This window comes from Gemmatimonas aurantiaca (assembly GCF_037190085.1).
Lineage (GTDB): Bacteria > Gemmatimonadota > Gemmatimonadetes > Gemmatimonadales > Gemmatimonadaceae > Gemmatimonas > Gemmatimonas aurantiaca_A.
This window is the reverse complement of record NZ_JBBCJO010000009.1, coordinates 49971-75668: the sequence shown is the minus strand read 5'-3', so window position 1 is coordinate 75668 and position 25698 is coordinate 49971. Positions and strand designations below refer to the sequence as shown.

The following is a 25698-nucleotide window of genomic DNA, read 5'->3' as shown; positions in this document are numbered from 1 at the left end:
CTATTCGATACGCCACAGACCATTGTGACACGCTCGATTCCTCCATCGCTGGCTCCGCTCGTCGCGTTGCTCGAACTCGAGCGCCCGACGATCGTGTCCGTCCCCCAACTCACCGCGCTCATCGGGCGCACCGTCATGCGGACGCCACCGCGCGTCGCGATTCAACGGCTCGCGGCGCGGGGCTGGCTCCTACCCACCGGCGTGCGCGGGATGTGGGAGTTCGCCCCCGGCGAACGCGCCGGAGCGTTCTCGAGTGGTGATCCCCTCATGCCGGTACAGGCCGCCCTCGCTGCGGCGAGCAGTCGGGTCCCGGCGCAGCAGCCCAGCATCGCGCTCGGCTCGGCGCTCTGGTTGCACGATCTCGCGGACCGCGCCCCGGACATCCCCGAGGTGGCGATGCCGGAGCGGGCGGCGGTCCCCGCCGCGTTGGCCCGGCTCTGCCGTGTTGTGCATTTCAGCGCCAAGGTGGCTCCCGTTCGGAAGCGCGGTAGTCTCCTCGTCCATACGCCGGCCACGATCCTCGTGCACCTGGCACATCGGCCGCGGGATGTCCGCAGTTGGGCCAGCATCCTGGAAATGCTGGGGCGTCTCGTTGACGCGGCCAACGAAGCGCAGATCCACCAGGAACTGGCGGGTCGCCCCCACGCCACCCGCATTCGCCTCGCCTATCTGCTCAGTGGGGTGGCTCCGGCTCTTGCAGAACGGCTCGAGCCGATCCCCCGGGGGAAGGTGTGGTTTGGTCCTCGGCGCCCCGTGCGTCACCACGATGCGCATCTGAACGTCGCGGATACCGTGTTGCCGATTCCGCCGAGAACCATCGGGGCGTCAACCGTCGCGCCCTCGTCCGCCGGGGCCATAATTCCAGCATGAAGCGAACACGCTCAAGTTTCCCGTCCGCGAGGCACTTGTCGATACTCTGCACGACCGCCTTCGGCGGCTCTCAGAATCGGCTGCGGGATGATGTGGTACCCCGCGAGGAGTTCCGGCCCGATGGCGTCCAGCAGCTTGCGAGTCGGACCGGGATCGACAGCGTCGGCAATCCGTGAGAAGGGCGACTTCCGGTGCGCCCTCACGCGACACTATTGTATTGCCGTTCATCTACATACGCTGTCGCGACGCGGTACGTGTATGAACAGCAAAGGGATGCCGTCATCGGACTGGCATCCCTTTGCGCATTATTTCGTCCCTGCCGGTGCGGCGATTTTGTGGCTCGTCCCCAAACCGCGCGCCATGCGTGTCGTCCGCCACCAAAACTGTCGGGTTCCGCTCTCATAATTGTCGCGACCCGAACCCCTCAAAGGGGTTCGCAGACTTCTGGTCCCGACGCGATGTGCAGCGCCCTATGACGCCCGGCGGCAACGCAATCCCGATCGCTGCGTCGTTGCTTCTTCATTCACGCAGAGGTCGACGACGCCTTTGTGCATCGCCAAGCCCTCGCGATCATGTACCGACGGTCAAAGCGAGTCGCTCCCATAGCGCAACAATCGGAGCGCGTTGCCGACAACGACCAAAGTACTTCCCTCATGGATCAGTACCGCGAGTCCAATGCTGCTTGCTCCGGTCACTGTTGCCACGATCAGTACGCCAATGACACCGAGCGATACTGCGATGTTCTGGCGGATGACACGTCGCGTGGCGCGGCTCAGGCCAACCGCGAACGGCAGTTGGCCCAGATCGTCCGCCATCAGCGCCACATCTGCAGTCTCGAGCGCGGCCGCCGTGCCGGCCCCACCCATGGCGATACCGATAGCGGCTGTGGTCAACGCAGGTGCGTCGTTGACGCCGTCGCCAACCATGCCGACAGGCCCCTCCAGAGCCAGTTCTTCGATCGCCTCCACCTTCCCCTCCGGTAGCAAACCTGCGCGAATATCGTCGAAGCCAAACTGCCCACCGATGGCACGCGCGACACCGGCGTTGTCGCCAGTCAGCATCACCAGCTTTCGAATGCCGATGCGCCGGAGGTCATCGAGTATCTCCCGGACACCAGGGCGAGGTTGATCTGCGACTCCCAGTACGCCGAGCCACATGCCGGTGGGGGAATCCACCGATATGCGGCGCACCGTCATGGTTGATCGTCCGTCACGTTCCAGCCTTTCGATACGTGCACGCAGCAGCTCCGGCACAACAAGCCCCCGCTCCGTGAATAGCGAGAGACGCCCCACCTCCACCATGTCAGAGCCAACGCGTCCAGTCACACCGCGCCCGACAACTGATTGCACATCGGCAGCTTCGGCCACGGTCAGGCCCCGGCGCTCGGCCTCCATGACCACGGCCCGTGCCAGAGGATGTTGAGATCGACGCTCGACGGCGGAGGAGATGGCGACCAAGTGATCCGCGTCGACGCCGTCAGCGGGAATCACCTCCGTGACTTCCGGTTCCCCTTTCGTCACGGTGCCCGTCTTGTCCAATGCGAGTATCGTCAGCGTGCCCAGCATCTCGAGGTGCGCTCCGCCCTTGATCAACACGCCCCGTCGGGCACTCTGCGCAATGCCGCTCAGCACCGCCGCCGGTGTGCCCAACGCCAGCGCGCAGGGGGAGGCGGCCACCAGCAGCGCCATCGCTCGATAGAACGCCTCGCCCCACGTCCAGAGCCCCAGCAATGGCGGCGCCACCATGAGCAGCACATCCACGATCAGCACAATGGGGACGAAAATCCGCTCGAACCGCTTCGTGAGCTCCTGCGATGGTGCCTGCTGTGTCCGTGCTTCCGCCACCATGCGCACGACCCGGTCGAGCGTGCGGTCACCGATCGCGACGGTCACTCGCACGAGCAGGGAGCCCTCGCCATTCACGGTCCCTGCGTACACCGGCGCGCCCGCGCTCTTTTCGACGGGAACACTCTCCCCGGTGATAGCGGCCTGATTGACGCTCGAACGCCCCTCCGTCACCTCACCGTCCACCGCGATGCGTTCAGCGGGCTTGATCACCACGATGTCGCCAGGTGTCACCTGTTCGATGGCCACGCTCTCTTCGAGTCTGCTGCCATTCTGCTCGCGCAGCACCGTGGCACGCGTGGGGGCCAGGTCCCGCAGGGCCTCGATGGCCCGTCTCGCACGGCCCATGGCATAGTGCTGCAGGGCGTGTCCGAGGCTGAAGAGAAAGAGTAGCAAGGCGCCCTCTCTCCACGCGCCAAGTGCTGCGGCCCCGAGCGCGGCAATCAGCATCAGCAGGTCGATATCGAATGTGAGCCCTTTGGTGCGAATGCCACGCACTTGATGCATGACGAGATCGGCAGCTCCGAAGACATAGGCCGCGACGTAGAGACTGAGCCACCAGCTGCGCGAAGCGTCCTGTGATTCCAGTATCCATCCCGCGGCGGTTGCCGAGCCCGACACCAGACTCAACACCAATTCTCGGTTGCGGCCGTACCAAGTGGTCTCAGGAGCTGCCATCGACGTCATGCGTGAGACTCGAGGTTGGTGGTGATAGCTTGTGACCGGGGGCCCTGGGCGGGCGACTCATCGGACTGCCGTATCGCACGTCCTTCGATGATCAGGTACATCATCGGCAGCACGAGCAGGGTGAGGGCTGTGCTCGTGACCAGTCCTCCGATCACGACGGTGGCCAACGGGCGCTGCACCTCGGCGCCGGCTCCACTGGAGATGGCCATGGGCATGAACCCCAAGCTCGCGACGAGAGCGGTCATCAATACCGGCCGTAGACGGGTGAGGCCGCCTTCCCGCACTGCGGCATCCAGCGATCGCCCCTCGGCGCGCAGGTCGTTCATGCACGACACCATTACCACGCCGTTCAGCACCGCAATGCCGAACAGGGCGATGAAGCCCACACCGGCCGAAATGCTGAACGGCATGCCGCGTAGGAACAGCGCGATTACCCCACCCACCGTGGCCAGCGGAATACCGGTGAATACCAAGGCGGCCTGGCGTACCGATTGAAACGTGGCGAACAGGAGGACGAAGATCAGCAGCAGAGACAGCGGCACCACCAACGCCAACCGGCCGGAGGCGCGCTCGAGATTCTCGAACTGCCCACCGAACTCCGGGCGGTAGCCCGGGGGAAGCGGGATCTTGCCGGTCTCGAACAGCGCCCGCGCCTCGGTGACGAATCCGCCGATGTCGCGGCCCCGCACGTTGCCCTCGATGATCACCAGGCGTGAGCCGTTTTCATGACTGACTTCGGCCGGGCCGTTCACCACTTCCACGTTGGCCAGGGTGCCTACCGGTACGCGCTCTCCACCGGGGGCGCTCACCAGCAGCGCTGCGATGGAAGACGGACTCGCCCGCACCGTCGCAGGGAATCGCACGACGAGATCGAATCGACGCTGTCCTTCGAGCACTTCCGAGATACGTACGCCGCCGAGGGCCTCCACCGCCTGCATGACGTCCGCCGCGTTGATGCCGTAGCGGGCAAGTTGTTCAGGGATCACGGAGATCTGGAGCTGCGGCAGCCCCTCGAGCTGCTGCGCCTTGAACCCGGCGGCGCCAGGCAGGGCAGACACGGCCCGCACCACACGATCGGCCACCTGACCCAGTTGCTGCAGGTCGTCGCCGTAGATCTTGATCGCCAGATCCGATCGCACCCCGGCGATCAACTCGTTCACACGCAGTTCGATGGGCTGACTGAAACTGAAGACGAGACCAGGAATCTCCGATAGTGCGGCGCTCATCTTCATTTCGAGTTCCGCCTTGGACTCTGCAGCCTTCCACTGTGACTCCGGATACAGCATCACGAAGATGTCCGAGATGTTGACGCCCATCGGATCAGTGGCGATCTCCGGTCGTCCTGTTTTCGCGACGATGTCCTTCACCTCGTCGGGGAACTTCCGCAGAAGCACCTGCTCGAGTTGTGTTGTCTGGCGCACGGATTCCTCCAGCGATACACTCGGCAGTCGCAACACCTGCAGGGCAAACGCGCCCTCATCCAAGCGCGGTATGAACTCTGCGCCCAGAAACGGCGTAGCGGCCAGGGTGAGCAGCACCGCCACCCCCGATCCCGCCAGCACTCGTCGCTGACGCGCGAGGGCCCATTCCAGCGCCGGCTCATAGATCTTCTTGGCGCGCTCGATGAGCCAGACATCCTTCTCTTCCACCTTGCCACGCAGCAGTGTGGACACGAGCACGGGCGTGGCGAGGAAGGTGATCAGCAGTGAGCCGATGAGCGCGAACACCACCGTCAGTGCCATGGGGCGGAACATCTTCCCCTCCACCCCTTCGAGCGTGAGGATGGGCAAGTAGACCACAATGATGATGCCGACACCGAACAGCACGGGACGTCCGACTTCCGCGCAAGCGTCGAGTACCGTCCCGAGGAACGATTCTCCGTCCTTGCGGTGACCCAGACGGCGCATGGAGTTCTCCACCATCACCACCGATCCGTCCACCACGAGCCCGAAATCGATCGCACCGAGGCTCATCAGGCTGCCCGCGATGCCCATCTTCACCATCAGGCTCACGGCAAACAGCATCGACAGCGGAATCGCCAGCGCTACGATGAGCGCCGCGCGCAGATTGCCCAGCAGCAGGAACAACACCGCGACGACCAGCACCGCACCTTCCACGAGGTTCTTTTCCACGGTGCCGATCGTGCGCTGGATCAACTCCGTCCGATCGTAGAAGGGGATCAGTTCAATACCGCTGGGCAGGCTGCGCGCCGCAGCGGCAAAACGTTCCTTCACGTCAGCCACCACGGTGCGGGCGTTGGCCCCCATGCGCATCATCACGATGCCGGTCACGACCTCCCCACCGCCGTTCTTCGTCACGGCGCCCTGCCGGATGGCCGAACCGATCTCCACGTCGGCAAGGTCACCGACCCGCACGGGGGTGCCTCCACGGCTGGTCACCACGATGCCGCGGATCTGATCGAGACTCTGCACTTGCCCCACGCCGCGAATCACCAACTGTTCGGCGCCCTGTGTCAGGTAGCCGCCACCGGCATTCTGGTTGTTGGCCGCGACGGCATCGAGCACCTGCTGCAGGGTGATCCCGTACTGCAGCAGTGCCTCCGGTCGCACCAGGACCTGGTACTGCTTGGTGAATCCGCCGAAACTGTTGACTTCCGCAACGCCCGGGACGCTGCGCAATTGCGTGGCCACAACCCAGTCCTGCAGGGTGCGCAGTTCGATGGCGTCGTGCTTCGCGTGGTTCGACGCAACGATGACGTACTGGAAGACTTCACCGAGACCACTCGAAATCGGTCCCATTTCTGGTTGGCCAAGACTCGCGGGAATGTCTTCTCGGGCTTGTTGCAGGCGTTCCTGCACCTGTTGCCGTGCGAAGTAGATGTCGGTGCCTTCCTTGAAGACCACGGTCACTTGTGACAGTCCGAACTTGGAAATGGAGCGGATCTCCTCGAGCGCCGGCAGGCCGAACATCGACAGCTCGACAGGCAGTGTGATCTGACGTTCCACTTCCAGCGGCGAGAGCGCCGCCGCATTGGTGTTGATCTGCACCTGCACGTTGGTCACATCCGGGACGGCGTCGATAGGCAGACGCATGATCGACCACGTACCGATGCCCACGAGCAACACCACGAGAAACGTGACCAGCAGACGTTGCCGGAGTACTGCAGTGAGTAGGGTTCGCATGGTGGCTCCTAGTGACCGTGCTCGCCGATTTCGCCCTTGGCGAGTTCCGAGCGCAACACGAAGGCCCCACGCACCACCACCGGCGCACCTGCCGCCAGGCCACTGCGAACCATTACGCGCCCATCATCCACCGCGTCGCCCACCTCAACGGGCTGTGGAACAAATTGTCCCGGTTTGGTGCCCGGAACAAATACCACCTTCTGGCCCTCCATGTCCTGCACGGCATCGACCGGCAGGACGACGGTCGTGTTCCCGTCGGTGCCGACCTGAATGGCGGCATCCGCGAACATGCCCGGACGCAGGGAGCCATCCCGGTTGGGCACGTCGACGCGGGCTCGCACGGTGCGCCGCGTCGGATCAAGGACCGGTCCCACGTAGGCAATGCGTCCTTCGAAAGTCCGGTTCGGGAAGGCCGTGGTGCGCACCACCACCCGCTGCTTCTCACGCACGCGCTGCAGGTCACGCTCGAAGATATCGAGCTCGATCCACACCCGACTGAGATCGGCCACTGTGAACAGGGTGTCCTGTGGTGTGGTCATTTCACCCAGGCTGGCATCCCGTGCAACGACCACGCCGTCGAATGGAGCGGTCACTGCGAACTGTCCGTCGCTGCCGTGCCCCGCGCCCAGCACGGACAGGCGCGACTCGGCACTGCGCAGGCGGGCCTGCTGGCGACGCAGTTCCGCTTCGGCGTCGAGCAGTTCTTTGCGACTGGAAATGCCCTGCGCCGCCAAGCGCTGTTCGCGCGCGAAATTCTCGCCGGCGATCTTCACCAGCTCCTGTGCTTCCGCTTCTTCGGCGCGGATCTGGCCGACTTCCGGACTCTCCAGAATTGCCAGCACCTGTCCACCCTTCACGCGCGTGCCGAGGTCCACCCGCAACATGATCACACGGCCACTGGTGCGCGAGCCCACGTGGCTGACGCGATTGGCGTCGTACCCGATGGCGCCTGTCACGGGCAGCGTGCTGCTCGCGATCGACGGAGCGGGTTCAACCACGATGCCGCCCTGGCGGATCTGCGTGGTGTCGAGCTCGACATGGTCCGGCGCTTTCCCCTCTGCTTCGGCGTGCACCTCGGTGGAGTCGCCGGGAGGCGTGTCCGCCGTGTCACAAGCGGACAGCACGACGGAACAGCTCGTGATGTAAAGCCATGTCATGGCACGGCGTCCGCGCGCGTGCCACGAATGCGTATCGATATCGGTCATCGGTGGGATTCCTGTGTGGTGAGCGACGGCAATTCTGCATCCGATGGCGCGATGGCCGGCCCGCCGAGGGCGGACTCCAATTCGACCAGGGATTGCTGGCGGAGTAGCCACGCATCCCAATAGCCCAACTCCGCATCGAGCAGCTGATTCCGGAGCAGGAGGAGTGTCGGTAACGGGATCTTGCCCGCGCGATACGCCGTCTCGAGCAACGCGCCGTTCGTGCGTGCCGGCTGCAGCACCGTGCGCGCATAGATCGCGATTTCGTTGGCCGTGGCGACGTAGGCGCTCGCGGCGGTGACGATCTGGGCGCGCACCCGGAGGACGGCCGCGCGCCGATCGAGTTCGAGCTGCCGTCTACGCGCGGCCAGCGCGTCCGCCGTACCCTGATTGCGGTTCCAGAGTGGGAGGCCAAAGCCGAAGGCCGGACCGAGACGCAGTCCCTGCTCCCCGGGCATCCGTTCCATGTACACACCCAGGCGCACATTGGGGATCGCTTCCCGTCGCGTGAGTTGCGCGCGCAGTGTGACCTCACTGATCTGGGCGTCGAAGGCACGGATGTCCGCGCGATTGCCGATGGCGGCGTTCACCAGGGAATCGAGGTCGCGCACCTGCCCGCTGTCGTCCACCACCGGTGCGACGGGTCGAGCGGCCGATACTGCCGGCATTCCGGACGTGTCGGAGGCTGATGCCGAGGGTTCGAGGGCAAGCTTCGCATCCACGCTCATGCCCACGACACGCTTGAGCTCCACCAGCCTGGCCGTTTGCTGACGCTGTTCGCCGATCACGCGGGCCCGCGCCCGCCCGGCTTCGATCTCGGCAAGATTCGCCTCGAGTATGCTGATCTCCCCCTCGCGCAACTGCAACTGCACGGCTTCGAGCAGGCGGCGTCCGAACTCCGCGCTGGCGCGCACGACTTCGAGGCGTCTCAACGATGCCTCGGCCGCATAGAATGCCTTGGACGCTTCGGCGATGCTTTGGCGGGCAGCGTCGTAGATGATGGCGCTGGCGAGGCTCACACCGGCGCGCGTGGCGCGACGACGCAGACCGCGCTGGCCGGCCCACTCGATTTCCTGCATGAGATTGATCTCGACCGGATTCCGCGGTTGTGTGGGCCCGGTCCCCGGAATGTTGAGCGCGAGGTCCGGATTGAACGGCAGGATTGATGCCTGTCGTAGCACGCCCCGCGCGACGGCGAACTCCTCGCGAATGGCGAGATAGGCCGGAGCGCTGGAGAGCACGAGGCTTCGCATCTGCTCCAACGACAGGCGGATGCTGTCGCCCTGTACGGAAGAACCTGCTTCGCGAGGATCGGGTGGTACCCGGTTCTGTGCCGCTGCCGCGCCGAGCGCAGGCAGCAACAGCAAAGAAGGGCCCCCGACGAGGCACGCGGCGCGCGAGACGATCGCGCGAAGCCACGTCGCTGCCGGGTGGCCTACGACTGACGACATGTCTGGAGAGGCGTTCGGCTTTGCGGTCCGGAGCCGAGGTGCGGAAGCCTCGCGTGCAGCCGTGGAATCCCGGTGTGGGGATCACGGAGCCTGCGCTGTTTCGGCGCACCACGGGTGTGGGGGTGAGCGAAAGCCGGGTTGTCGGAATTGCGCGGCAGGATGCCGAGCGTGAGCAAACGCCTTGCTGCGGAGGCTCACGCAGCAGGCGTTCCGTCAAACGTCAGCCGTTGATCGGCGGACGGAGCTTTGGCTCGAGACGGGTGCTCGCCGGAATGCGGGCAATGCGTACCACCGGCGCGCTCGCGGTCACGAATGCCGATTCAGCATCGCCGGAACTCACCATAGTGGCGGCGCCGTGAGCGTGCAAGCAATGACACACATGCTGGGAATGCACGGGACCGTCCGGCGTCGACGAGTCCGCCGGCCCGCTTCCCTGCGTCGTGATGGCTGCAATGCCCGAAACCTGGGCATCACCATCATGTGCGTCCGCGATCAGCCCCTCACCCGAATACAAGGCGAGGCAGCACATGACCATGAACGCGATGAAGCGACGCCAGCGAATCAACAGAGGTGCGGTTAGAGGGCTTGTTGGAGCCTAACGGCAGCAGGCTCGCCGGACAAGGCAGGACGGCATGGTGTCACCCACCCGGCCTCTCGGGGATCGTTCGGAGTCCAATTCAATCCTGCACCGTACAGCCATAGGGCTGGGTCTGTGTGACGGCGATCGGCTTACCGGCTAACCCCTGCTCGAGTGCCGCGCGGACATAGTTGTTCGCGCCCGCCACGTCTGCCACCGCGGATGTCCGCTTGTCGTCGATGGCTCCCACGTAACGCAGGACACCCAGTGGGTCCACAATGGCATACTGCGGGGTGTTGCGCATGGTAGAGTTTTCCGAGGACGCCTGCCGTGTCACGAATCACCACCGTCGGGACGGCACCCCTTTCGGTCGTCAGTCGGTTGGTCTTTGCCGCATCTGCTTAGCCCTCCTTGCCCGGCGCCAATGACAAGCGGTCTTCGGTGCGGTATTGCAGCTGACTGTCAGCCGACGCGCGGAGGTGGTGCGCGCGGTCGCCGACGCCGCGGCGTGAGGCACAATTCGGTGCGCCATCGCTCGCAACGGCCGACATCTTTATTGTCCACCTCACATGCGGAGATGCGACAAGGCACCTCGAATTGGCCGTGACACTCATTCTCTCAGCAGTTGGCCAAACTCGCGGTGGCCTTGCTCACCAAGCCGATGGATGAGTGCCTGCGCACGCTCTCGCACGGCTGCATCCTCGATGCTGAGCGCCGTCCGCAGACCTGGCGCAACCAAATCGAACGGGACATACGCATAGTCCGCCTGAAGTTGCAGCTCGAGTAGTTGCTCGAACAACTCAAATGCCTGCACGGGTATGGACGCCATGAGTATCGACGCTCGCTCCCAAGCGCCTGAGGCGAGACGATCAGAGAACGGTCCAAGTTTCAGCGTCTCGAGCCCGAGTGCGACGACAGTGACCGGATCCAGTTGCGGGGACCTCAGCAACCAGAGCAAGCCTTCGGCTTCCACATTGCGCTCCGCAGAGGGATCCATCGACTTCAACTCCGCGATGCGCCAGCGCCAGAGTTGGAGTGCTCGCGCCATGAACTCAGGATCCGCCGCTGGCGTATCGGACAGCGCGCGAAAGATCCGCCAGTAGACGTGCCCCCTCTCTTCCCCGGTGGTCGCTGCAAACCCGAGTTCAAGGATCTGGTCAGGCTCCTCGCGGTCCCAGACGCCCCACAGATAGCCAACTACGCACCGCCAAAGCAATGCAGTTCCGAGCGAGTCACCAGAGTGATCGTCGGTTGGCATTGCCGCGAGCGCCACCGCTAGTTGTCGGAGCACCAGCCGCGATTCCATGATACTGATCCGCCATGGCCCGGGCCCCTCAACCATCGCTCTCGCAGCAGGGTTGATTATGCCTCCTTCCGTCGCGAAGAGGCGTTCACTGTTCTCCTTCACCCAATTCGGAGACAACAGCCGAACCCATTCGATCTGCCTGGCTATCGAGATCGAGATCGCGTCGTCACGACGCCGCGAAAGCTCGAATAACGTGGTAAGAATTGGATCTACCCACGCAGTGACCGTCTCCTCCGGTCCCGTCCATGAGCCATCGCCTTTCCCATCTCCGCCTCGTACCACGCGGTAGTGCCACAACCCAACATTTACCAGCAGACGCACAATATCCCCGCCAAGGCGGTTCAGTGCGTGGCTGACAATGTCGTGCCAGCGATCACTATCTGGTAGCAGCCCAATGGTTGGGAGATGCGAACTCGCAAGCGATTGCACGATGCCGCGCATACTCGCGACATGTTCAGCCGGTATTACATCCGTGCTGCAGCCAGCGATTAGTGTTTGGATCACTGACTGTACGAGACTCACTCGCGCCTCAATCCCCTTGAGCTCGAGCGAAGGCGCCTCCGTTGTGCACCGCTCCAGCAACGCCGTTAGCGCGGAAATGAGGGAAGGCCATGGCACATCAGTTGGCTTGGAGACGGCCTCGCGAATGCCGTCTACCAGAGCAGTTGCATGCGCCTTATCCAACTGCTCGCTGACTCCAATGTTGAGCGTATCCACCGCAGCGTCCACATGTCGCGTTGCGTACTCTGTGAGCGCCCGATTCAGCGACCACCGGGCGTCGCGTGCGGAACCCAGGGAGTCATCGGGATGCCACTCGGCGAGAAATGCAAGGAGTTGGGACGGGGTCATCGCACTGAGTTCGTCCACCGACTTCGGACTCGGCGGGCCGCCCCAGCTCGACACGCCCATGCTAAGCATTACGCCCTCATCGTTGGCCTGCTCCTCCCGCGTTGGCGTCATTGGTATGTGCCCCAGACTGCTCGCCAACTCGGCTAGTTCAGGTGGTAGTTCGGCGTGAAAGAGGCGGAGCCGCCGACGCTGCCACGCGTCCTTGATGCGTTCGGCGCGCGCTTCATCGGAGATGGGCTTTTGGTCCAGACCGAGCTCCTCGGGCCTCCACTCCTTGTCGAAGGCAACCCTGCGTTGCATCTCGTCGGGGGGCGGCCCCTGGACGAGGGCCGCGGCGAAGCGCGCGCGCGCTTCCGGAGAGACCGAACCGAAGTGCGCACGCAGCAGCATGCCGGCTTCTCGGGAACCGAACGGCGACTCGAGTAATGAGTCGCCCGCGATGAGCGCTTCGACGGCATCGAGAGCCCCGCGTGGGGTTACGGCGAGGACATGCCACGCAACGCGCTGCCAGATGACGCCAGGCCGGCGCCTGAGTTCCGCGAGCACCGCATTGAGGTCACCGGGACTACACGCTGCGGCGGTGACCGCGGCCCGCACCGTGGCGCCAAGCAGGACAGCCCGCACGTCGTCGTGGCTATTCGCCGTCTCGAGATGCGGGCACCAGGTCTGACTCGACGCCCAATCACCGCGATCTTCGCCCTCCCCCCGAAGCAGATACAGTGCCCGATGCAGCACTTTGACCAATGCCGTGAACGTGGCGAGCGGATTGAATTGCAGGAGGCCGGGTAAGGCGCGCTCGACTAGCCGTTGAAGTTCGTGAATATCGAGCTGGGCCAGTGTCCATTCGGTCGACAGGCCTGACAGGAAGAGCATACTCCCCTGCGCTCTCAACGTGTTGAGGTGAGCGTCGCGGTCCGCGTCGGACCGCAGCTTGAGTAGAGCGCGGAGCAGAGGCAATGCACTTCTGCTGGAGAGCCCCGCGAGGTGCGCAAGCAGGTTGACGGCCCTGTGGGGCAGATAGACCGGCGGCAGCGTTGGCAAGACGCGCGTGATCCGCTCCGCCAGCTGTGTCGCAAACGGCTCGTCCAGCAGGAGAGCTGCATCTACAAGTGTGCCCCAGACGAGTGGATTCGTGTTTGCTGCCGGTACTTGCAGCAGTTGGGCGACCGCATCCGACGGACTGTCCGCGGCCATGCGCGCCAGGAAATCGCCCTCCGGCCACGCCACCATCCGCCAGCGTCCATCCGCCTCAATCAGGCGGTCCGGAGGAGTCGAGAAGTGCCCGCGCTCCGCCAGCAGTGATATCCATGCCGGCGAGCTCGCTGAGGAGAAGAATTGGCGACGAAGCTGGGGACGCGAGAGCAATGCGGTCACCGCGTCCGCATCGTTTGGTGTTGGCTGGTCGATGGTCGCCAAGGCCTCGAGCGACGCCGATGCGTCGAAGAACGGGGCAAGTCGGCCATAGAGTAGCTCGGAAAGACAAAGGAATGCTGAACGAACGGCCGCGAGGTCTCGGCCCTTCGCATGGAAATGTGAATTGTCCGTGAGGACGCCGTGCGCATCGAACCACGCCGTGACGACACCGTGCGGCTCAGTCAGCTGGAGGGCTCCGGCGATCCGTATCCGGAATTTGTCCCTGCGCGACTCCTCGGCGGTGTTGGCGTCAGGTCCACGATCAGCCGAAAGTGCATCGACCGTGCCGGTCAGCACGTTGATCACCCCACGACTCAGTTCGCGTCCGGCATGGGCGAGCATATACACGATTGACGCCCCGTTCTCTCGTATAAGCTCGTGTCCGTTGGCGAACAGGCCGGAGAGCTGTGGGTCGAGTCGCTGCAATTCGCGATATACCGCTCGTTCGCGAGCATTGAGTGATGGCGAGTCATCGGGAGGACTGCCGGTGGTTGGTCGATCCGTCATCCTGAACCGCCCCGGGTTCTCCGGGGACTCAGTTAGTTGAATCCCACTTCGGCCAAGTCCGAAGATAGGGCCAGTTGATACTGCGTTTCGTGCTCCGCTGGGGACAAGTTACCCAGAAGGTTCCATAGTCTGTTCGGTGTTGTCCACGACACCCAGCGCGGGTGGTTAATTCGACGTCCTCCGTGCCCTTCGAGGGCTCGCGAGTGAATGCCCGCCCGCCTCCACAGGCATGGTGGCCTCATGATGAGCGACGAGGCCTGCCGACGCGACTCAACCCAGCCGCAACGCGGAGCCCGGTGCCGCCGGTGGGGCGCGCCCTCGTCCGCCGGGATCAAAATCCACTCCAGTATGAAGCGAACACGCTCGGGTTTCTCGTCCGCGAGGCACTTGTCGATACTCCGCACGACCGCCTTCGGCGGCTCTCAGAATCGGCTGCGGGATGATGCGGTACCCCCGCGAGGAGTTCCGGCCCGATGGCGTCCAGCAGCTTGCGAGTCGGACCGGGATCGACAGCGTCGGCAATCCGTGAGAAGAGCGACTTCCGGCGCGCCCTCACGCGGCACTATTGTATTGCTGTTCACCTACATACTCTGTCGCGACAGTTATGATGGCGGAACTTCGTCCCTTACGCGACAGTTTCGGTGGTTTTCGGTGCGCAGATATGGCGGTGGGCGACGTTGTCCGCGTAGCACGTCAAACGCCGCCGGAGCCTTCAGGGTCCGGCGGCGTTGCGTTGAGACGCCCCTCCGTCGTCCCACGATGCTGCGCTGTACAGCGTCGCACGTTGCACGCAATATTCGATCATCATGTACAGCCTTTCTGACAGCAATGACACGCCAGCCAGCGCCGCTCCTGTCGGTGCAGCGCCCGCCGTCGTCCGCGAGGGCACCATCGAATACGGGTTCATCGGCACGCTCCAGAACCTGAAATACACGTATCGTCAGGATATCCGCGACCGCGCGGCGCTGGAGCGCAACTTCCGCGAGAAGTTCGAGGCCCTCAATCGTGTGCGCCTCACCGACAGCGAATTTGCGCGCCTGCTCGACGAAATCGTCACTGCCGATGTCTTCATGGCCGCGAAAACCCTGCGGGAGATCAATGCGTTCACCCGCGATGATGGCACGCCGCTGAACTACTCGCTGGTCAACCTCAAGGACTGGTGCAAGAACTCCTTCGAGGTCATCAACCAGCTTCGCATCAACACGGACAACAGTCACCACCGCTACGACGTCCTGCTGCTCATCAACGGGGTGCCCTGCGTGCAGGTCGAGCTCAAGACGCTCGGCATCAACCCGCGCCGCGCCATGGAGCAGATCGTCGAGTACAAGAACGATCCCGGCAACGGCTACACGAAGACGCTGCTGTGCTTCCTCCAGCTCTTCATCGTCAGCAATCGTCACCGCACCTGGTACTTCGCCAACAACAACACCCGCCACTTCGCGTTCAACGCCGACGAACGCTTCCTGCCCATCTACGAGTTCGCCGACGAGGCGAACAAAAAGATCACCCACCTCGACGACTTCGCCGCCCGCTTCCTCGGGAAGTGCGCACTGGGCAAGACCCTCAGCCGCTACATGGTGCTCATTCAGAGTGAGCAGAAGCTCATGATCATGCGGCCGTATCAGGTCTATGCGGTGCAGCAGATCATGCAGTGCATCGAGGACAACGCCGGCAACGGATTCATCTGGCACACCACCGGCAGTGGCAAGACGCTGACGTCGTTCAAGGCGTCCACGTTGCTCAAGCAGAATGAGCACATTCACAAGTGCCTGTTCGTGGTGGACCGCAAGGACCTCGACCGCCAGACGCGCGAGGAGTTCAACCGGTTCCAGGAAGGCAGCGTGGAGGAAAACACCAACACCGCTGCCCTCGTGCGTCGTCTGCGCTCGGAGGACTACGCCGACAAGGTGATTGTCACCACCATTCAGAAGCTCGGTCTCGCGCTGGATGCCGACAGCAAGCGCAACCGACAGCGGAAGCGAAACGACCAGCCCACGTACAAGGAACTCCTGGAGCCGCTGCAGGACAAACGCATCGTTTTCATTTTCGACGAATGCCACCGCTCGCAGTTCGGCGACAATCACCAGGCGATCAAGGAGTTTTTCCCCAGGGCCCAGCTCTTTGGCTTTACCGGCACGCCCATCTTCGACGAAAACGCCAGCCTGCAGAAGATCGAGGACAACACGGCCTCCATGCGCACCACGGAGGACCTGTTCCAGAAGCGGCTCCACGCCTACACCATCACGAACGCCATTGAGGACGGGAACGTCCTGCGTTTCCACGTGGATTACTTCAAGCCCCGGGAAGAGGCAGGAAAGAAGGCGCCCAAGCCGGGCGAAGGCATCGCCAAGCGCGCGGTCATCGAGGCCATTCTGGCCAAGCACGACACCGCCACCGCCGGACGCCGCTTCAATGCCATTCTCGCCACGGCGTCCATCAACGATGCCATCGAGTACTACGGCCTGTTCAGGATCATGCAGGTGGAGCGGCAGGCCGCGGACCCCGAGTGGACGCCGCTCAACATTGCCTGCGTCTTTTCGCCGCCCGCCGAGGGCGACCGGGATGTGCAGCAGATTCAGGAAGACCTGCCGCAGGAGAAGATCGACAACGAGCAGGACCCCGAGGGCAAGAAAGCCGCGCTGAAGAACATTCTCGTCGAGTACAACGCGCGATATGGCACGAATCACGCCATTGGGGAATTCGATCTGTACTACCAGGACGTGCAGAAGCGCATCAAGGACCAGCAGTGGCCCAATAGCGACTTCCCGCACGCGCAGAAGATCGACATCACCATCGTGGTGGACATGCTGCTGACGGGCTTCGATTCCAAGTATCTCAACACGCTGTACGTCGACAAGAATCTGAAGCATCACGGGCTCATTCAGGCCTTCTCGCGCACGAATCGTGTGCTGAACGGCAGTAAGCCGTACGGCAACATTCTCGACTTCCGCCAGCAGCAGGACGCCGTGGACGCCGCCATCGCGCTGTTCTCCGGCGAGCAGACCAGCCAGCAGGCGCGGGAAATCTGGTTGGTGGACAAGGCGCCGGTGGTCATCGGGAAGCTGCAGGCCGCCGTGCAGCAGCTCGACAACTTCATGAAGTCACAGGGGCTCGAAACCGCGCCCGAGGCGGTGCCCAATCTCAGGGGCGACGCCGCGCGTGCCGTGTTCATCGAGCGCTTCAAGGAAGTGCAGCGGCTCAAGACGCAGCTTGACCAGTACACCGACCTCACGGACGGCGACAAGGTCGCCATCGAGCAGGTGCTGCCGGATGCCCAGCATCGTGGTTTCAAGGGCGCGTATCTGGAGACGGCGCAGCGTCTGCGCGAGCAGCAGGGCAAGGCCCGGGGCGATGACAACGCCGGTTCCACAACTGCCGACCAGCTCGACTTCGAGTTCGTGCTGTTCGCCTCGGCGGTCATCGACTACGACTACATCATGGGTCTTATTGCCCGCTATTCGGCGCAAGGGCCAAGCAGGTCGAAGATGACCCGCGAGCAGCTCATTGGCCTCATCAGCTCGGACGCCAAGTTCATGGACGAGCGTGAGGACATTGCGGCCTACATCGGCACGCTCAAAGCGGGGGAGGGGTTGAGCGAACCCGCCATCCGCGAGGGTTATGCTCGCTTTAAGGTGGAGAAGAGCGTGGCGGAAGTTGCGGCGTTGGCAGAGAAGCACGGGCTCACCGCTGACGAGCTGCAGAAATTTGTCGACGGTACGTTGGAGCGAATGATTTTTGATGCCGAGCGACTTGGCGACTTGTTTGCGCCGCTCGATCTTGGCTGGAAGGCGCGCAAGGACGCCGAACTGGGCCTGATGGCGGACCTGTATCCGCTGCTCACCAAGCGTGCGCAGGTGCGCGAGATCTCGGGGTTGAGTGCGTATGAGCAGTAAGAAGAAGGCCGCTGATGCGAAGAGCGACGGCAAGGTTGCGTTGGTGCCGAGGCTGCGGTTTCCGGAGTTTCGGGGGGCTGAGGGATGGACGGAGGAACGATTGGGTCGTTTCCTCACCGAAAGCCGCCTCGCTGGAAGCAAGGGGGACGTCGCCAAAAAGATCACAGTCAAACTCTGGGGAAACGGCGTCTTCGAGAAACACGAGGCCACTCAGGGAAGTGTGAATACGCAGTACTATCGTCGGAAAGCCGGACAATTCATCTACAGCAAGCTCGATTTTCTGAATCAAGCATTCGGCATCGTTCCAAAGCACTTGGACGGCTTCGAATCAACGGTGGACTTACCGTCCTTCGATATCTCCAGAGGCATGAATCCGGTGTTCCTGCTGGAGTATGTCAAACGAAAGGCGTTCTACGAGAGAGTCGGCGAAGCCGCGGACGGTAGCCGAAAGGCGAAGCGCATCCAAGTTGACACGTTTCTGGAGTGTATGGTCGCACTCCCATCCCCCGCCGAACAACAAAAAATAGCTGAGTGCCTGAGTTCGGCGGATGAGCTGATCGCGGCGCAAGCGCGGAAAGTGGACGCGCTCAAGACCCACAAGAAGGGGCTGATGCAGCAACTGTTCCCCCGCGAAGGGGAAAGCCAACCCCGACTTCGCTTCCCCGAATTCCAGAACGACGGGTATTGGCAGGAGAAGCTGCTTGGCGAGATTGCGGAGAATCTCGACAACAGGCGTGTTCCAATTACCTCGAGCTCCAGAAAGGCGGGTGAAGTTCCATACTATGGAGCGTCGGGTGTTGTTGATTACGTCGAAGGTTTCCTCTTTGATGAGGACTTGCTGTGCGTTTCTGAGGACGGGGCCAACTTAGTTGCGAGAACCAACCCAATTGCATTCTCAATCTCCGGAAAGACATGGGTGAACAATCACGCCCACGTTCTGAGATTTGAACACGTCTGCTCGCAGAAGTTCGTCGAGGTCTATCTCAACTCGATCAAGCTTGACGATTACCTCACGGGAATGGCTCAGCCGAAGCTGAACAAGGCAATGCTGGATCGCATCCCCATTTCGCACCCTCGCGTGGCCGAACAGCAGCGCATCGCCTCGTGTCTCAGCAGCCTCGACGCCCTGATCACCGCCGAGACCAAGAAGCTGGAGACCCTCAAGCGTCACAAGCGCGGCCTCATGCAGCAGCTTTTTCCATCCCCGATGAACGCTGACGTATGAACGACCTGATTCTCTACACCACGGACGATGGGCGCAGTCAGATCAGGTTGCGGGCGAAGGACGACACTGTATGGCTGACTCAGCGTGAAATGGCGGAGCTGTTCAATGTCAGCGCCGACAACGTCGGACTGCATCTCAAGAACATCTTCGGGGATGGTGAACTGAACCGGACCGCAACTACCGAGGAATCCTCGGTAGTTCAAATCGAGGGCACCCGCGAGGTGCAGCGCCCGGTCACGCTCTACCATCTCGACGCCATTCTCGCCGTGGGCTACCGCGTGCGCTCACCGCGCGGGGTGCAGTTCCGCCGCTGGGCGTCCACCGTCCTCAAGGAATACCTCGTCAAGGGCTTCGTCATGGACGACGAACGCCTCAAGAATCCGGACGGCCGCCCGGACTTCTTCGACGAGATGTTGGAGCGCATCCGGGACATCCGGGCCTCGGAAAAGCGCTTCTACCAGAAGGTGCGCGATCTCTTCGCACTGTCCAGCGACTACGACAGGACCGATTCGGCCACGCAGCAGTTCTTCGCCACCGTGCAGACTCTGCTCATCTATGCCGTGACCCAGCGCACCGCCGCCGAACTGGTCACGACCCGCGCGAATCCGGCCGACCGGCACTTTGGTCTGCTCACCTGGAAGGGCGACAAGGTGCGCAAGACCGATATCATCGTCGCGAAGAACTACCTGACCGAAGACGAGATCGATACCCTGAACCGGCTGGTGGTCATCTTTCTCGAAACCGCCGAGCTGCGCGCCAAGAGCAAGCAGCAAACGCGCATGGCATTCTGGAAGCAGAACGTGGATCAGATCATCAGCTCCAACGGATTCCCGCTGCTCACCCACGCGGGCTCCATCAGTCACGACCAGATGGAGGCGCGCACGGGCGAGCTGTATCTCGCGTTCGACCAGGAGCGCAGAACACGCGAGGCCCAGGCGGCCGACCAGCAGGACGCGGCCGACCTCGAGGCCCTGGAGCACACCATCAAGCGACGCGCGAAGTCATGACCGAGGCCAATCAGAAGCAGTTGGGCAACACCCTCTGGAAGATCGCCGATGATCTGCGCGGGGCGATGGATGCGGACGATTTTCGCGACTACATGCTGTCGTTTCTGTTCCTGCGCTACCTCTCGGACAACTACGAGACGGCAGCGAGGAAGGAACTGGGCAAGGACTACCCCGACACCGGCGGCGATGCCCGCAAGGTGCCGCTGGAGTTGTGGTATGCGAACAACCGGGACGACATCCCGGAGTTCGAAAAGCAGATGCGGCGCAAGGTGCACTATGTCATCAAGCCGGAGCACCTCTGGAGCAGCGTCGCCAACATGGCCCGCACCCAGAACGCCGAGCTGCTGAAAACGCTGCAAAGGGGCTTCGAATACATCGAGACGGAATCGTTCGAAAGCACCTTTCAGGGGCTGTTCTCGGAGATCGACCTGGGTTCGCCCAAACTCGGCAAGACCTACGCCGAGCGGAACGCCAAGCTCTGCACCGTCATTCAGAAGATTGCCGAAGGGCTGAACGAGTTTTCCGCCGACGTCGATGCGCTGGGTGACGCGTACGAATATCTGATCGGTCAGTTTGCCGCTGGGTCGGGCAAGAAGGCCGGCGAGTTCTACACGCCGCAGCAGATCTCCGATATCCTTTCGGCCATTGTCACGCTGGACAGCCACGCGCCGGAGGCGGGCCCGAAGAAGCGTCTGGAAAGTGTGATGGACTTCGCATGCGGTTCCGGCTCACTCCTGCTCAATGTGCGGAAGCGCATGAGCCAGGCGGGCGGCACCATTGGCAGGATTTTTGGCCAGGAGAAGAACATCACGACCTACAACCTGGCGCGCATGAACATGCTGCTGCACGGGGTGAAGGACACCGAGTTCGAGATCTTCCACGGCGACACGCTGCAGAACGAGTGGGACATGCTGCGCGAGCCGAACCCGGCCCGGAAGCCGCTTTTTGATGCCATCGTGGCCAACCCGCCGTTCAGCTACCGCTGGACCCCGGGCGAGAGCATGGGCGACGACGTGCGCTTCAAGAGTCATGGTCTCGCGCCCAAGTCGGCCGCCGACTTCGCGTTTCTATTGCACGGCCTCCACTACCTGAAGGACGAAGGTGTGATGGCCATCATCCTGCCGCACGGTGTGCTGTTCCGGGGCGGAGCCGAGGAGCGCATTCGCACCAAGCTGCTCGAGGACGGCCACATCGACACCGTGATTGGCCTGCCGGCGAATCTGTTCTACTCCACCGGTATTCCGGTGTGCATTCTGGTGCTCAAGAAGTGCAAGAAGCCGGACGATGTGCTGTTCATCAACGCTGCCGGGGACTTCGAGAAGGGCAAGCGTCAGAACCAGCTCAGGCCCGAGCACATTGCGAGCATCATCAACACGTACCAGCACCGCACGGAAGCGCCACGCTATTCGCGGCGGGTAGAGATGGACGAAATCAGGAAGAATGATTTCAACCTGAACATCTCCCGCTACATCAGCACGGCGGTGGCCGAGGAGGAAATCGATCTGGCGGCGACAAGCCAGGCGCTCCTGCAGATCGAGAAGGAGATCCAGAGGGCGCGCAACACGCACAACGGATTCCTGCGGGAACTGGGGTTGCCGTTGCTGCCAACAGGCGATGATACCCCGTCACAGGCATCCTGACTCTTTCGTACATGACCCACCGCATCTTCACCAGCAAATTCTCCGGCGTCTATCCGCACTACGTCACCAAGGCGGAGAAGAAGAACCGGACCAAGGACGAAGTCGACCAGATCATCCGCTGGCTCACCGGCTATGATCAGGCGACGCTCGAGGCGCACCTCGCCTCCGGCACGGACTTTCAGACCTTCTTCGGCCAAGCGCCGGCCATGAACCCCAACACGGCCCTCATCAAGGGCGTGGTGTGCGGCGTGCGCGTGGAAAACGTGGAAGATCCGCTCATGCAGCAGATCCGCTGGCTCGACAAACTCGTCGACGAACTGGCCAAGGGGAAAGCCATGGAGAAGATCCTCCGATAGTCCTGCGTCCTCGTCGTGGCTATTGCGTACTGATATCGAATGCGCCGCTGGTGGCCGTGACGCGGCCCGTGTTGCCGGCGGCGTTGCTGCTCGCGGCCACGAAGACGATCGAAAATGTCCCCACCAGACGTGTCGCTGTCACGGTCGTGAACGTGACCGAGCCAGAGCCCGCACCGGCCGCGTCACTCAGGTTGGCATACCAGAGGTTGGGTGCCGATACGAATTGACCGATGCCGGAATAGCCGGATCCGGCCGGTTGCTGCTGCGCCGCGGCATCGAGTCGATAGGTGCCAGCCGTGATGGGGGTGAGCCGTCCGATCGTGATCAGAATCTGCTGCGTACGGGTGGCTGTCCCGTCGACACAACCCACGCCGGATACCTGCACGATGTTCGGGCCGAGGCTGGTGCTGTTGGTGATGGTCGCGGTCGTGCTGAAGTTGGCGGTGAACGCGGCGCCGTTCACCTGCGCCGTCATGGTGCCTCGTGGCGGCGTGACCGCGCACTGCGCCGAGGGGCCCGTGGCGTCGCTGCTGCCACCACATGACGTGAGCAGCAGCGAGGTCAGTACGACACCGGAGATCGCGAGACGCAAGGACATGGTGGCCCGGACGAAGGGGAGAGGGTTGCCAGCGCGGCCACGGGCGGCCCGATATCCGGACGGCTGCGGTGGCCTCCTCCATCCATTGCGCAGAATTGCCATGCCAGGCGTCACCGTCCGGAAGAAATCTGCAGGGGATGCTCTGGACGTCGTCTACTCAGGGAGCCGCGCGATATCCCGCCGACGCCTCCACGCGGTACCGCACCCATAGCAGCTCACCGGGCCGTTGCTCCACATCCCGCAGCACCAGCCGTCGCGGCGCAACCCCTTCGCCCACGACGTCGAAAAGCGCCGGTGTGCCGACCCGCCCATCCACCACGGGCGCCACCAACAGACTCAGTTCGTCGACGAGCCCTGCCCGCAAGAAGCTGCCGTTGATCCCGCCACCGCCCTCGAGCATGAGCGTGCGGACGCCGAGTCGCGCACCGATCTTCTCGAGGGCAAGCCCCAGGTCGAGATCGTCGTGACCGGCGAGCAGGTACGACACACCGCGCTCGCGTAAAAAGGCCAGATACTCGTCGGACACACGCTCCGTGAGCACCGCAACCACATGATCGCCCGCGAGGTCTCCCGATTGCCATACCAGCTTGCCGAGCGGGTCGATGGCGATGGCGAAGGAACCGTGATCGCCCCGCGCCACAAAATCCTCGCGTGCCGCGCCACGATATTCACTGGCCACCTCCGCAGCGGATCGCGTACCCGTGGCAAAATGCTCCATCGTCACACGGCCGCAGGCCCACGCGTCTGGCTCATAACTCTCATGGATCAATTCGTACTGCCGTCTGCCCTCGTCAGATAGCGGCCAGCCATCGACGAGAATACGTCCGTCGACCGACGTCATCATGTGGCAGATCACGTGGGGGCGGCTCGCGGCGATGGGTCTACTCTCTGCTTTCATGCTGATGTCTCCCTTCGCTGAGGTCAATCGGACCAGCATACGACGCGTTCCTCATCGCTCCGCAGGCCGCTTGCGGCCTTGTCTCGCTTTGCGCCACTGGCGCACATGCTCTATCAACGCGCGCAGCGCACGCGAGGCATGCCGGCGCTGGGGATAGTAGAGATAGTACCCCGGAAACGGCTGACAGTAGCGTTCGAGCACACGCATCAATTCCCCACGCGCGAGGAAATCGCGTACGTTGGCCTCGTACGCCATCGTCACACCGAGTCCGGCACTTGCCAGCCGGCGGTTCAATCCGGCGTGAGTGGACAGTACGCGCGCCGGCACGGCAATGGTGAAATCGCGTCCATTCTCCGTGAACTCCCAGCGATAGGGCGATGTGCCAGGCGTCGGGTGCCAGTTGAGACAGTCGTGCTCCACCAATTCGCGCGGATGTTTCGGAATACCGAGCCGCGCGAAATAGGACGGCGCACCCACGACGGCAAGACGCAGGTCGCCGGTGACAGGCACGGCGATCATGTCCTTGTCGATCACCTCACCCAACTGGATACCGGCGTCGTAGCCCTCGGCGACGATATCGACCGGTGCGTCGCTCACGACGAGGTCGAGTCGCACGTGCGGGTACTCGGCGAGGAATTCTGCGAGCAGCGACTCGCCCATCATCGTCTCGGCCAAGGTGGACGCGTGCAACCGGAGCGTGCCGCGCGGCGCATCCCCCAGCTCTCCGACCGCCGCAACCGCTGCTCGCACTTCCTCGAGTGCGGGTCGCAATGATGCATAGAGCCGTTCACCGGCTTCCGTGAGGCGCACACTGCGTGTGCTGCGCTGCACGAGCGCGACGCCCAGGCGCTCCTCCAGCCGCCGCAGGGTCTGACTCACGGCCGAGTGGCTCACGCCCAGGCGCTCGGCAGCGGCCCGGATTCCCTTCGCTTCCGCGACCTCGACAAAGGTCGCCATGCCGTCCAGTTCGTCTGCCATCGGACGGAAAAATGACCAGTGCGGTCGGCGATCGCTAGTGCATCGGGCGGTGTCGGTAGGGCAGCTTACGCAGGTTGGCTCACATGCCCGGGTATATCACTCACCCGGAAGAGCTGGCTTCGACTGGAGCATCGGGAATGATGGTGTATACGCGCGCGCTTCTACGGACTTTCGCCCTGACGACTCTGATGACGGCCTGCGCCACTCATCACCGTGTTCCCGACGGCACTGCCGGTCCGCTGCGGATTCATACACAGGGCAGTTTCGCGGCCGGTGGAACCACTCTGACCACCCCGCGCACCTACAACAACAACGCGCCGACGGCGGAAGGACAGAGTTTCCACGGCGACCATCTCTACGCCTTCTACCAGATCCCCGAACAGCCCAAGGCGATTCCCATCGTCATGCTGCACGGTGCCTTTCAGTCGGCCCGGAGCTGGGAGACCACGCCAGATGGCCGCGAGGGGTTCCAGACCATTTTTCTCCGGCGTGGCTTTCCGGTGTATCTGGTCGATCAACCGCGGCGCGGGCGTGCGGGCAACAGCACCGCAGCAGCCACCATCGAGCCGACGCCCAACGATCAGCTGTTCTTCGATCAATTCCGCATCGGCAAGTGGCCGAGCTATTTCGACAACGTGCAATTCGATCGACGGCCGGAGACGCTGGAGCAGTTCTTCCGCTCGGTCACGCCCAATACCGGTCCGTACGACGCCAGGGTGATCGCGGAGGCCATGTCGGCGCTGCTCGTCCGGACCGGACCGGCCATCCTGTTCACCCACTCGCAGGGCGGTGGGCCAGGCTGGCTGACGGCGATCAGAAATCCGAACGTCAAGGCAATCGTCGCGTTCGAGCCGGGAAGCGGCTTCATCTTCCCCGACGGCGAACTGCCTCCGGTGATGTCGAGTGCCGCGGGTACTTTGTCGCCCGAAATGGCATCGCGGGAGGACTTCCAGAAGCTCACCCGTATCCCGATCGTGATCTACTACGGAGACAATTTTCCGATCGAGCCCACAGCGGAGCGCGGACAGGACAATTGGCGCGTGCGACTCGCCATGGCTCGTCTCTGGGTGAATACGGTCAACCGGCATGGTGGGGATGCCCGGCTGGTGCATCTCCCCGAGATCGGCATTCGTGGCAACACACACTTTCTCATGTCCGATCTGAACAACGTGCAGATCGCGGACCTGGTATCCCGGTTCCTGGCGGAGAAGCATCTCGATTGATTCGCTACCAGTACTCCTCAGAAGGATTCAC

General features: G+C 63.0%; 17 protein-coding genes. 7 read left to right on the top strand and 10 right to left on the bottom strand.

Annotated elements, in window-relative coordinates:
* Positions 1 to 24 precede the first annotated feature (24 nt).
* Entirely contained in the window at positions 25 to 870 is an 846-nt protein-coding gene (locus tag WG208_RS11775; RefSeq protein WP_337171558.1) for a type IV toxin-antitoxin system AbiEi family antitoxin, read from the top strand.
* A 584-nt stretch (positions 871 to 1454) separates the two neighbouring features.
* On the opposite strand, the gene WG208_RS11770 is transcribed toward WG208_RS11775, so the two are convergent.
* The 7 genes from WG208_RS11770 to WG208_RS11740 all read right to left on the bottom strand — a co-directional run bounded on the left by WG208_RS11770 (position 1455) and on the right by WG208_RS11740 (position 13849).
* On the bottom strand, positions 1455 to 3401 hold the full coding sequence (locus WG208_RS11770) for a heavy metal translocating P-type ATPase (protein ID WP_337171557.1): 1947 nt from the start codon (positions 3399 to 3401) through the stop codon (positions 1455 to 1457).
* Positions 3398 to 6544 (bottom strand): CusA/CzcA family heavy metal efflux RND transporter, encoded by a 3147-nt coding sequence (locus tag WG208_RS11765; protein WP_337171556.1) that lies wholly within the window; start codon positions 6542 to 6544, stop codon positions 3398 to 3400. Before WG208_RS11765 ends, WG208_RS11770 begins: the two co-directional genes overlap by 4 nt.
* Positions 6545 to 6552: 8 nt before the next feature.
* Entirely contained in the window at positions 6553 to 7749 is a 1197-nt protein-coding gene (locus tag WG208_RS11760; protein ID WP_337171555.1) for an efflux RND transporter periplasmic adaptor subunit, read from the bottom strand.
* Complete coding sequence (locus tag WG208_RS11755; protein WP_337171554.1) at positions 7746 to 9197, bottom strand: TolC family protein; 1452 nt, start codon at positions 9195 to 9197, stop codon at positions 7746 to 7748. Before WG208_RS11755 ends, WG208_RS11760 begins: the two co-directional genes overlap by 4 nt.
* Positions 9198 to 9417: 220 nt before the next feature.
* Positions 9418 to 9762 carry a hypothetical protein gene (locus WG208_RS11750; RefSeq protein WP_337171553.1) on the bottom strand — a complete coding sequence of 115 codons (345 nt, stop codon included), beginning with the start codon at positions 9760 to 9762 and terminating at the stop codon, positions 9418 to 9420.
* Between the two features lie 112 nt (positions 9763 to 9874).
* Positions 9875 to 10078 carry a hypothetical protein gene (locus WG208_RS11745; protein ID WP_337171552.1) on the bottom strand — a complete coding sequence of 68 codons (204 nt, stop codon included), beginning with the start codon at positions 10076 to 10078 and terminating at the stop codon, positions 9875 to 9877.
* 306 nt (positions 10079 to 10384) lie between these two features.
* Complete coding sequence (locus tag WG208_RS11740) at positions 10385 to 13849, bottom strand: hypothetical protein (protein WP_337171551.1); 3465 nt, start codon at positions 13847 to 13849, stop codon at positions 10385 to 10387.
* An 806-nt stretch (positions 13850 to 14655) separates the two neighbouring features.
* On the opposite strand from WG208_RS11740, the gene WG208_RS11735 reads away from it, so the two are divergent.
* From WG208_RS11735 to WG208_RS11715, 5 genes are read left to right on the top strand one after another with little or no spacing between them, the layout of a single operon-like run.
* Positions 14656 to 17742: a type I restriction endonuclease subunit R gene (locus WG208_RS11735; protein ID WP_337171550.1), complete on the top strand. Its 3087-nt coding sequence runs from the start codon at positions 14656 to 14658 to the stop codon at positions 17740 to 17742.
* The gene (locus tag WG208_RS11730) at positions 17732 to 18967 is read left to right on the top strand and encodes a restriction endonuclease subunit S (RefSeq protein WP_337171549.1); all 1236 of its coding nucleotides are present in this window, start codon (positions 17732 to 17734) and stop codon (positions 18965 to 18967) included. Before WG208_RS11735 ends, WG208_RS11730 begins: the two co-directional genes overlap by 11 nt.
* The gene (locus WG208_RS11725; protein WP_337171548.1) at positions 18964 to 19974 is read left to right on the top strand and encodes a virulence RhuM family protein; all 1011 of its coding nucleotides are present in this window, start codon (positions 18964 to 18966) and stop codon (positions 19972 to 19974) included. The genes WG208_RS11730 and WG208_RS11725 overlap by 4 nt, the downstream gene beginning before the upstream one ends.
* Positions 19971 to 21614 (top strand): type I restriction-modification system subunit M, encoded by a 1644-nt coding sequence (locus WG208_RS11720; RefSeq protein WP_337171547.1) that lies wholly within the window; start codon positions 19971 to 19973, stop codon positions 21612 to 21614. Before WG208_RS11725 ends, WG208_RS11720 begins: the two co-directional genes overlap by 4 nt.
* An 11-nt stretch (positions 21615 to 21625) precedes the next feature.
* Positions 21626 to 21970 carry a DUF2200 domain-containing protein gene (locus WG208_RS11715; RefSeq protein ID WP_337171546.1) on the top strand — a complete coding sequence of 115 codons (345 nt, stop codon included), beginning with the start codon at positions 21626 to 21628 and terminating at the stop codon, positions 21968 to 21970.
* Between the two features lie 19 nt (positions 21971 to 21989).
* Here WG208_RS11715 and WG208_RS11710 read toward each other — a convergent pair whose 3' ends face one another.
* From WG208_RS11710 to WG208_RS11700, 3 genes are all read right to left on the bottom strand, one after another.
* Positions 21990 to 22568: a hypothetical protein gene (locus WG208_RS11710; protein WP_337171545.1), complete on the bottom strand. Its 579-nt coding sequence runs from the start codon at positions 22566 to 22568 to the stop codon at positions 21990 to 21992.
* A 157-nt stretch (positions 22569 to 22725) separates the two neighbouring features.
* A complete protein-coding gene (locus WG208_RS11705; RefSeq protein ID WP_337171544.1) occupies positions 22726 to 23466 on the bottom strand; it encodes a dihydrofolate reductase family protein in 741 nt (246 codons plus the stop codon).
* A gap of 51 nt (positions 23467 to 23517) precedes the next feature.
* Entirely contained in the window at positions 23518 to 24444 is a 927-nt protein-coding gene (locus WG208_RS11700) for a LysR family transcriptional regulator (protein WP_337171543.1), read from the bottom strand.
* A 188-nt stretch (positions 24445 to 24632) separates the two neighbouring features.
* Between WG208_RS11700 and WG208_RS11695 the strand changes: the two genes are divergently transcribed.
* Entirely contained in the window at positions 24633 to 25667 is a 1035-nt protein-coding gene (locus tag WG208_RS11695) for an alpha/beta fold hydrolase (RefSeq protein ID WP_337171542.1), read from the top strand.
* Positions 25668 to 25698: the final 31 nt, after the last annotated feature.

Coding starts and splice junctions, on each gene's coding strand:
- WG208_RS11770 (WP_337171557.1), bottom strand. CDS start 3,401: ATGACGTCGATGGCAGCTCCTGAGACCACTTGGTACGGCCGCAACCGA.
- WG208_RS11765 (WP_337171556.1), bottom strand. CDS start 6,544: ATGCGAACCCTACTCACTGCAGTACTCCGGCAACGTCTGCTGGTCACG.
- WG208_RS11760 (WP_337171555.1), bottom strand. CDS start 7,749: ATGACCGATATCGATACGCATTCGTGGCACGCGCGCGGACGCCGTGCC.
- WG208_RS11755 (WP_337171554.1), bottom strand. CDS start 9,197: ATGTCGTCAGTCGTAGGCCACCCGGCAGCGACGTGGCTTCGCGCGATC.
- WG208_RS11745 (WP_337171552.1), bottom strand. CDS start 10,078: ATGCGCAACACCCCGCAGTATGCCATTGTGGACCCACTGGGTGTCCTG.
- WG208_RS11740 (WP_337171551.1), bottom strand. CDS start 13,849: ATGACGGATCGACCAACCACCGGCAGTCCTCCCGATGACTCGCCATCA.
- WG208_RS11735 (WP_337171550.1), top strand. CDS start 14,656: ATGTACAGCCTTTCTGACAGCAATGACACGCCAGCCAGCGCCGCTCCT.
- WG208_RS11730 (WP_337171549.1), top strand. CDS start 17,732: ATGAGCAGTAAGAAGAAGGCCGCTGATGCGAAGAGCGACGGCAAGGTT.
- WG208_RS11725 (WP_337171548.1), top strand. CDS start 18,964: ATGAACGACCTGATTCTCTACACCACGGACGATGGGCGCAGTCAGATC.
- WG208_RS11720 (WP_337171547.1), top strand. CDS start 19,971: ATGACCGAGGCCAATCAGAAGCAGTTGGGCAACACCCTCTGGAAGATC.
- WG208_RS11715 (WP_337171546.1), top strand. CDS start 21,626: ATGACCCACCGCATCTTCACCAGCAAATTCTCCGGCGTCTATCCGCAC.
- WG208_RS11710 (WP_337171545.1), bottom strand. CDS start 22,568: ATGTCCTTGCGTCTCGCGATCTCCGGTGTCGTACTGACCTCGCTGCTG.
- WG208_RS11705 (WP_337171544.1), bottom strand. CDS start 23,466: ATGAAAGCAGAGAGTAGACCCATCGCCGCGAGCCGCCCCCACGTGATC.
- WG208_RS11700 (WP_337171543.1), bottom strand. CDS start 24,444: ATGGCAGACGAACTGGACGGCATGGCGACCTTTGTCGAGGTCGCGGAA.
- WG208_RS11695 (WP_337171542.1), top strand. CDS start 24,633: ATGACGGCCTGCGCCACTCATCACCGTGTTCCCGACGGCACTGCCGGT.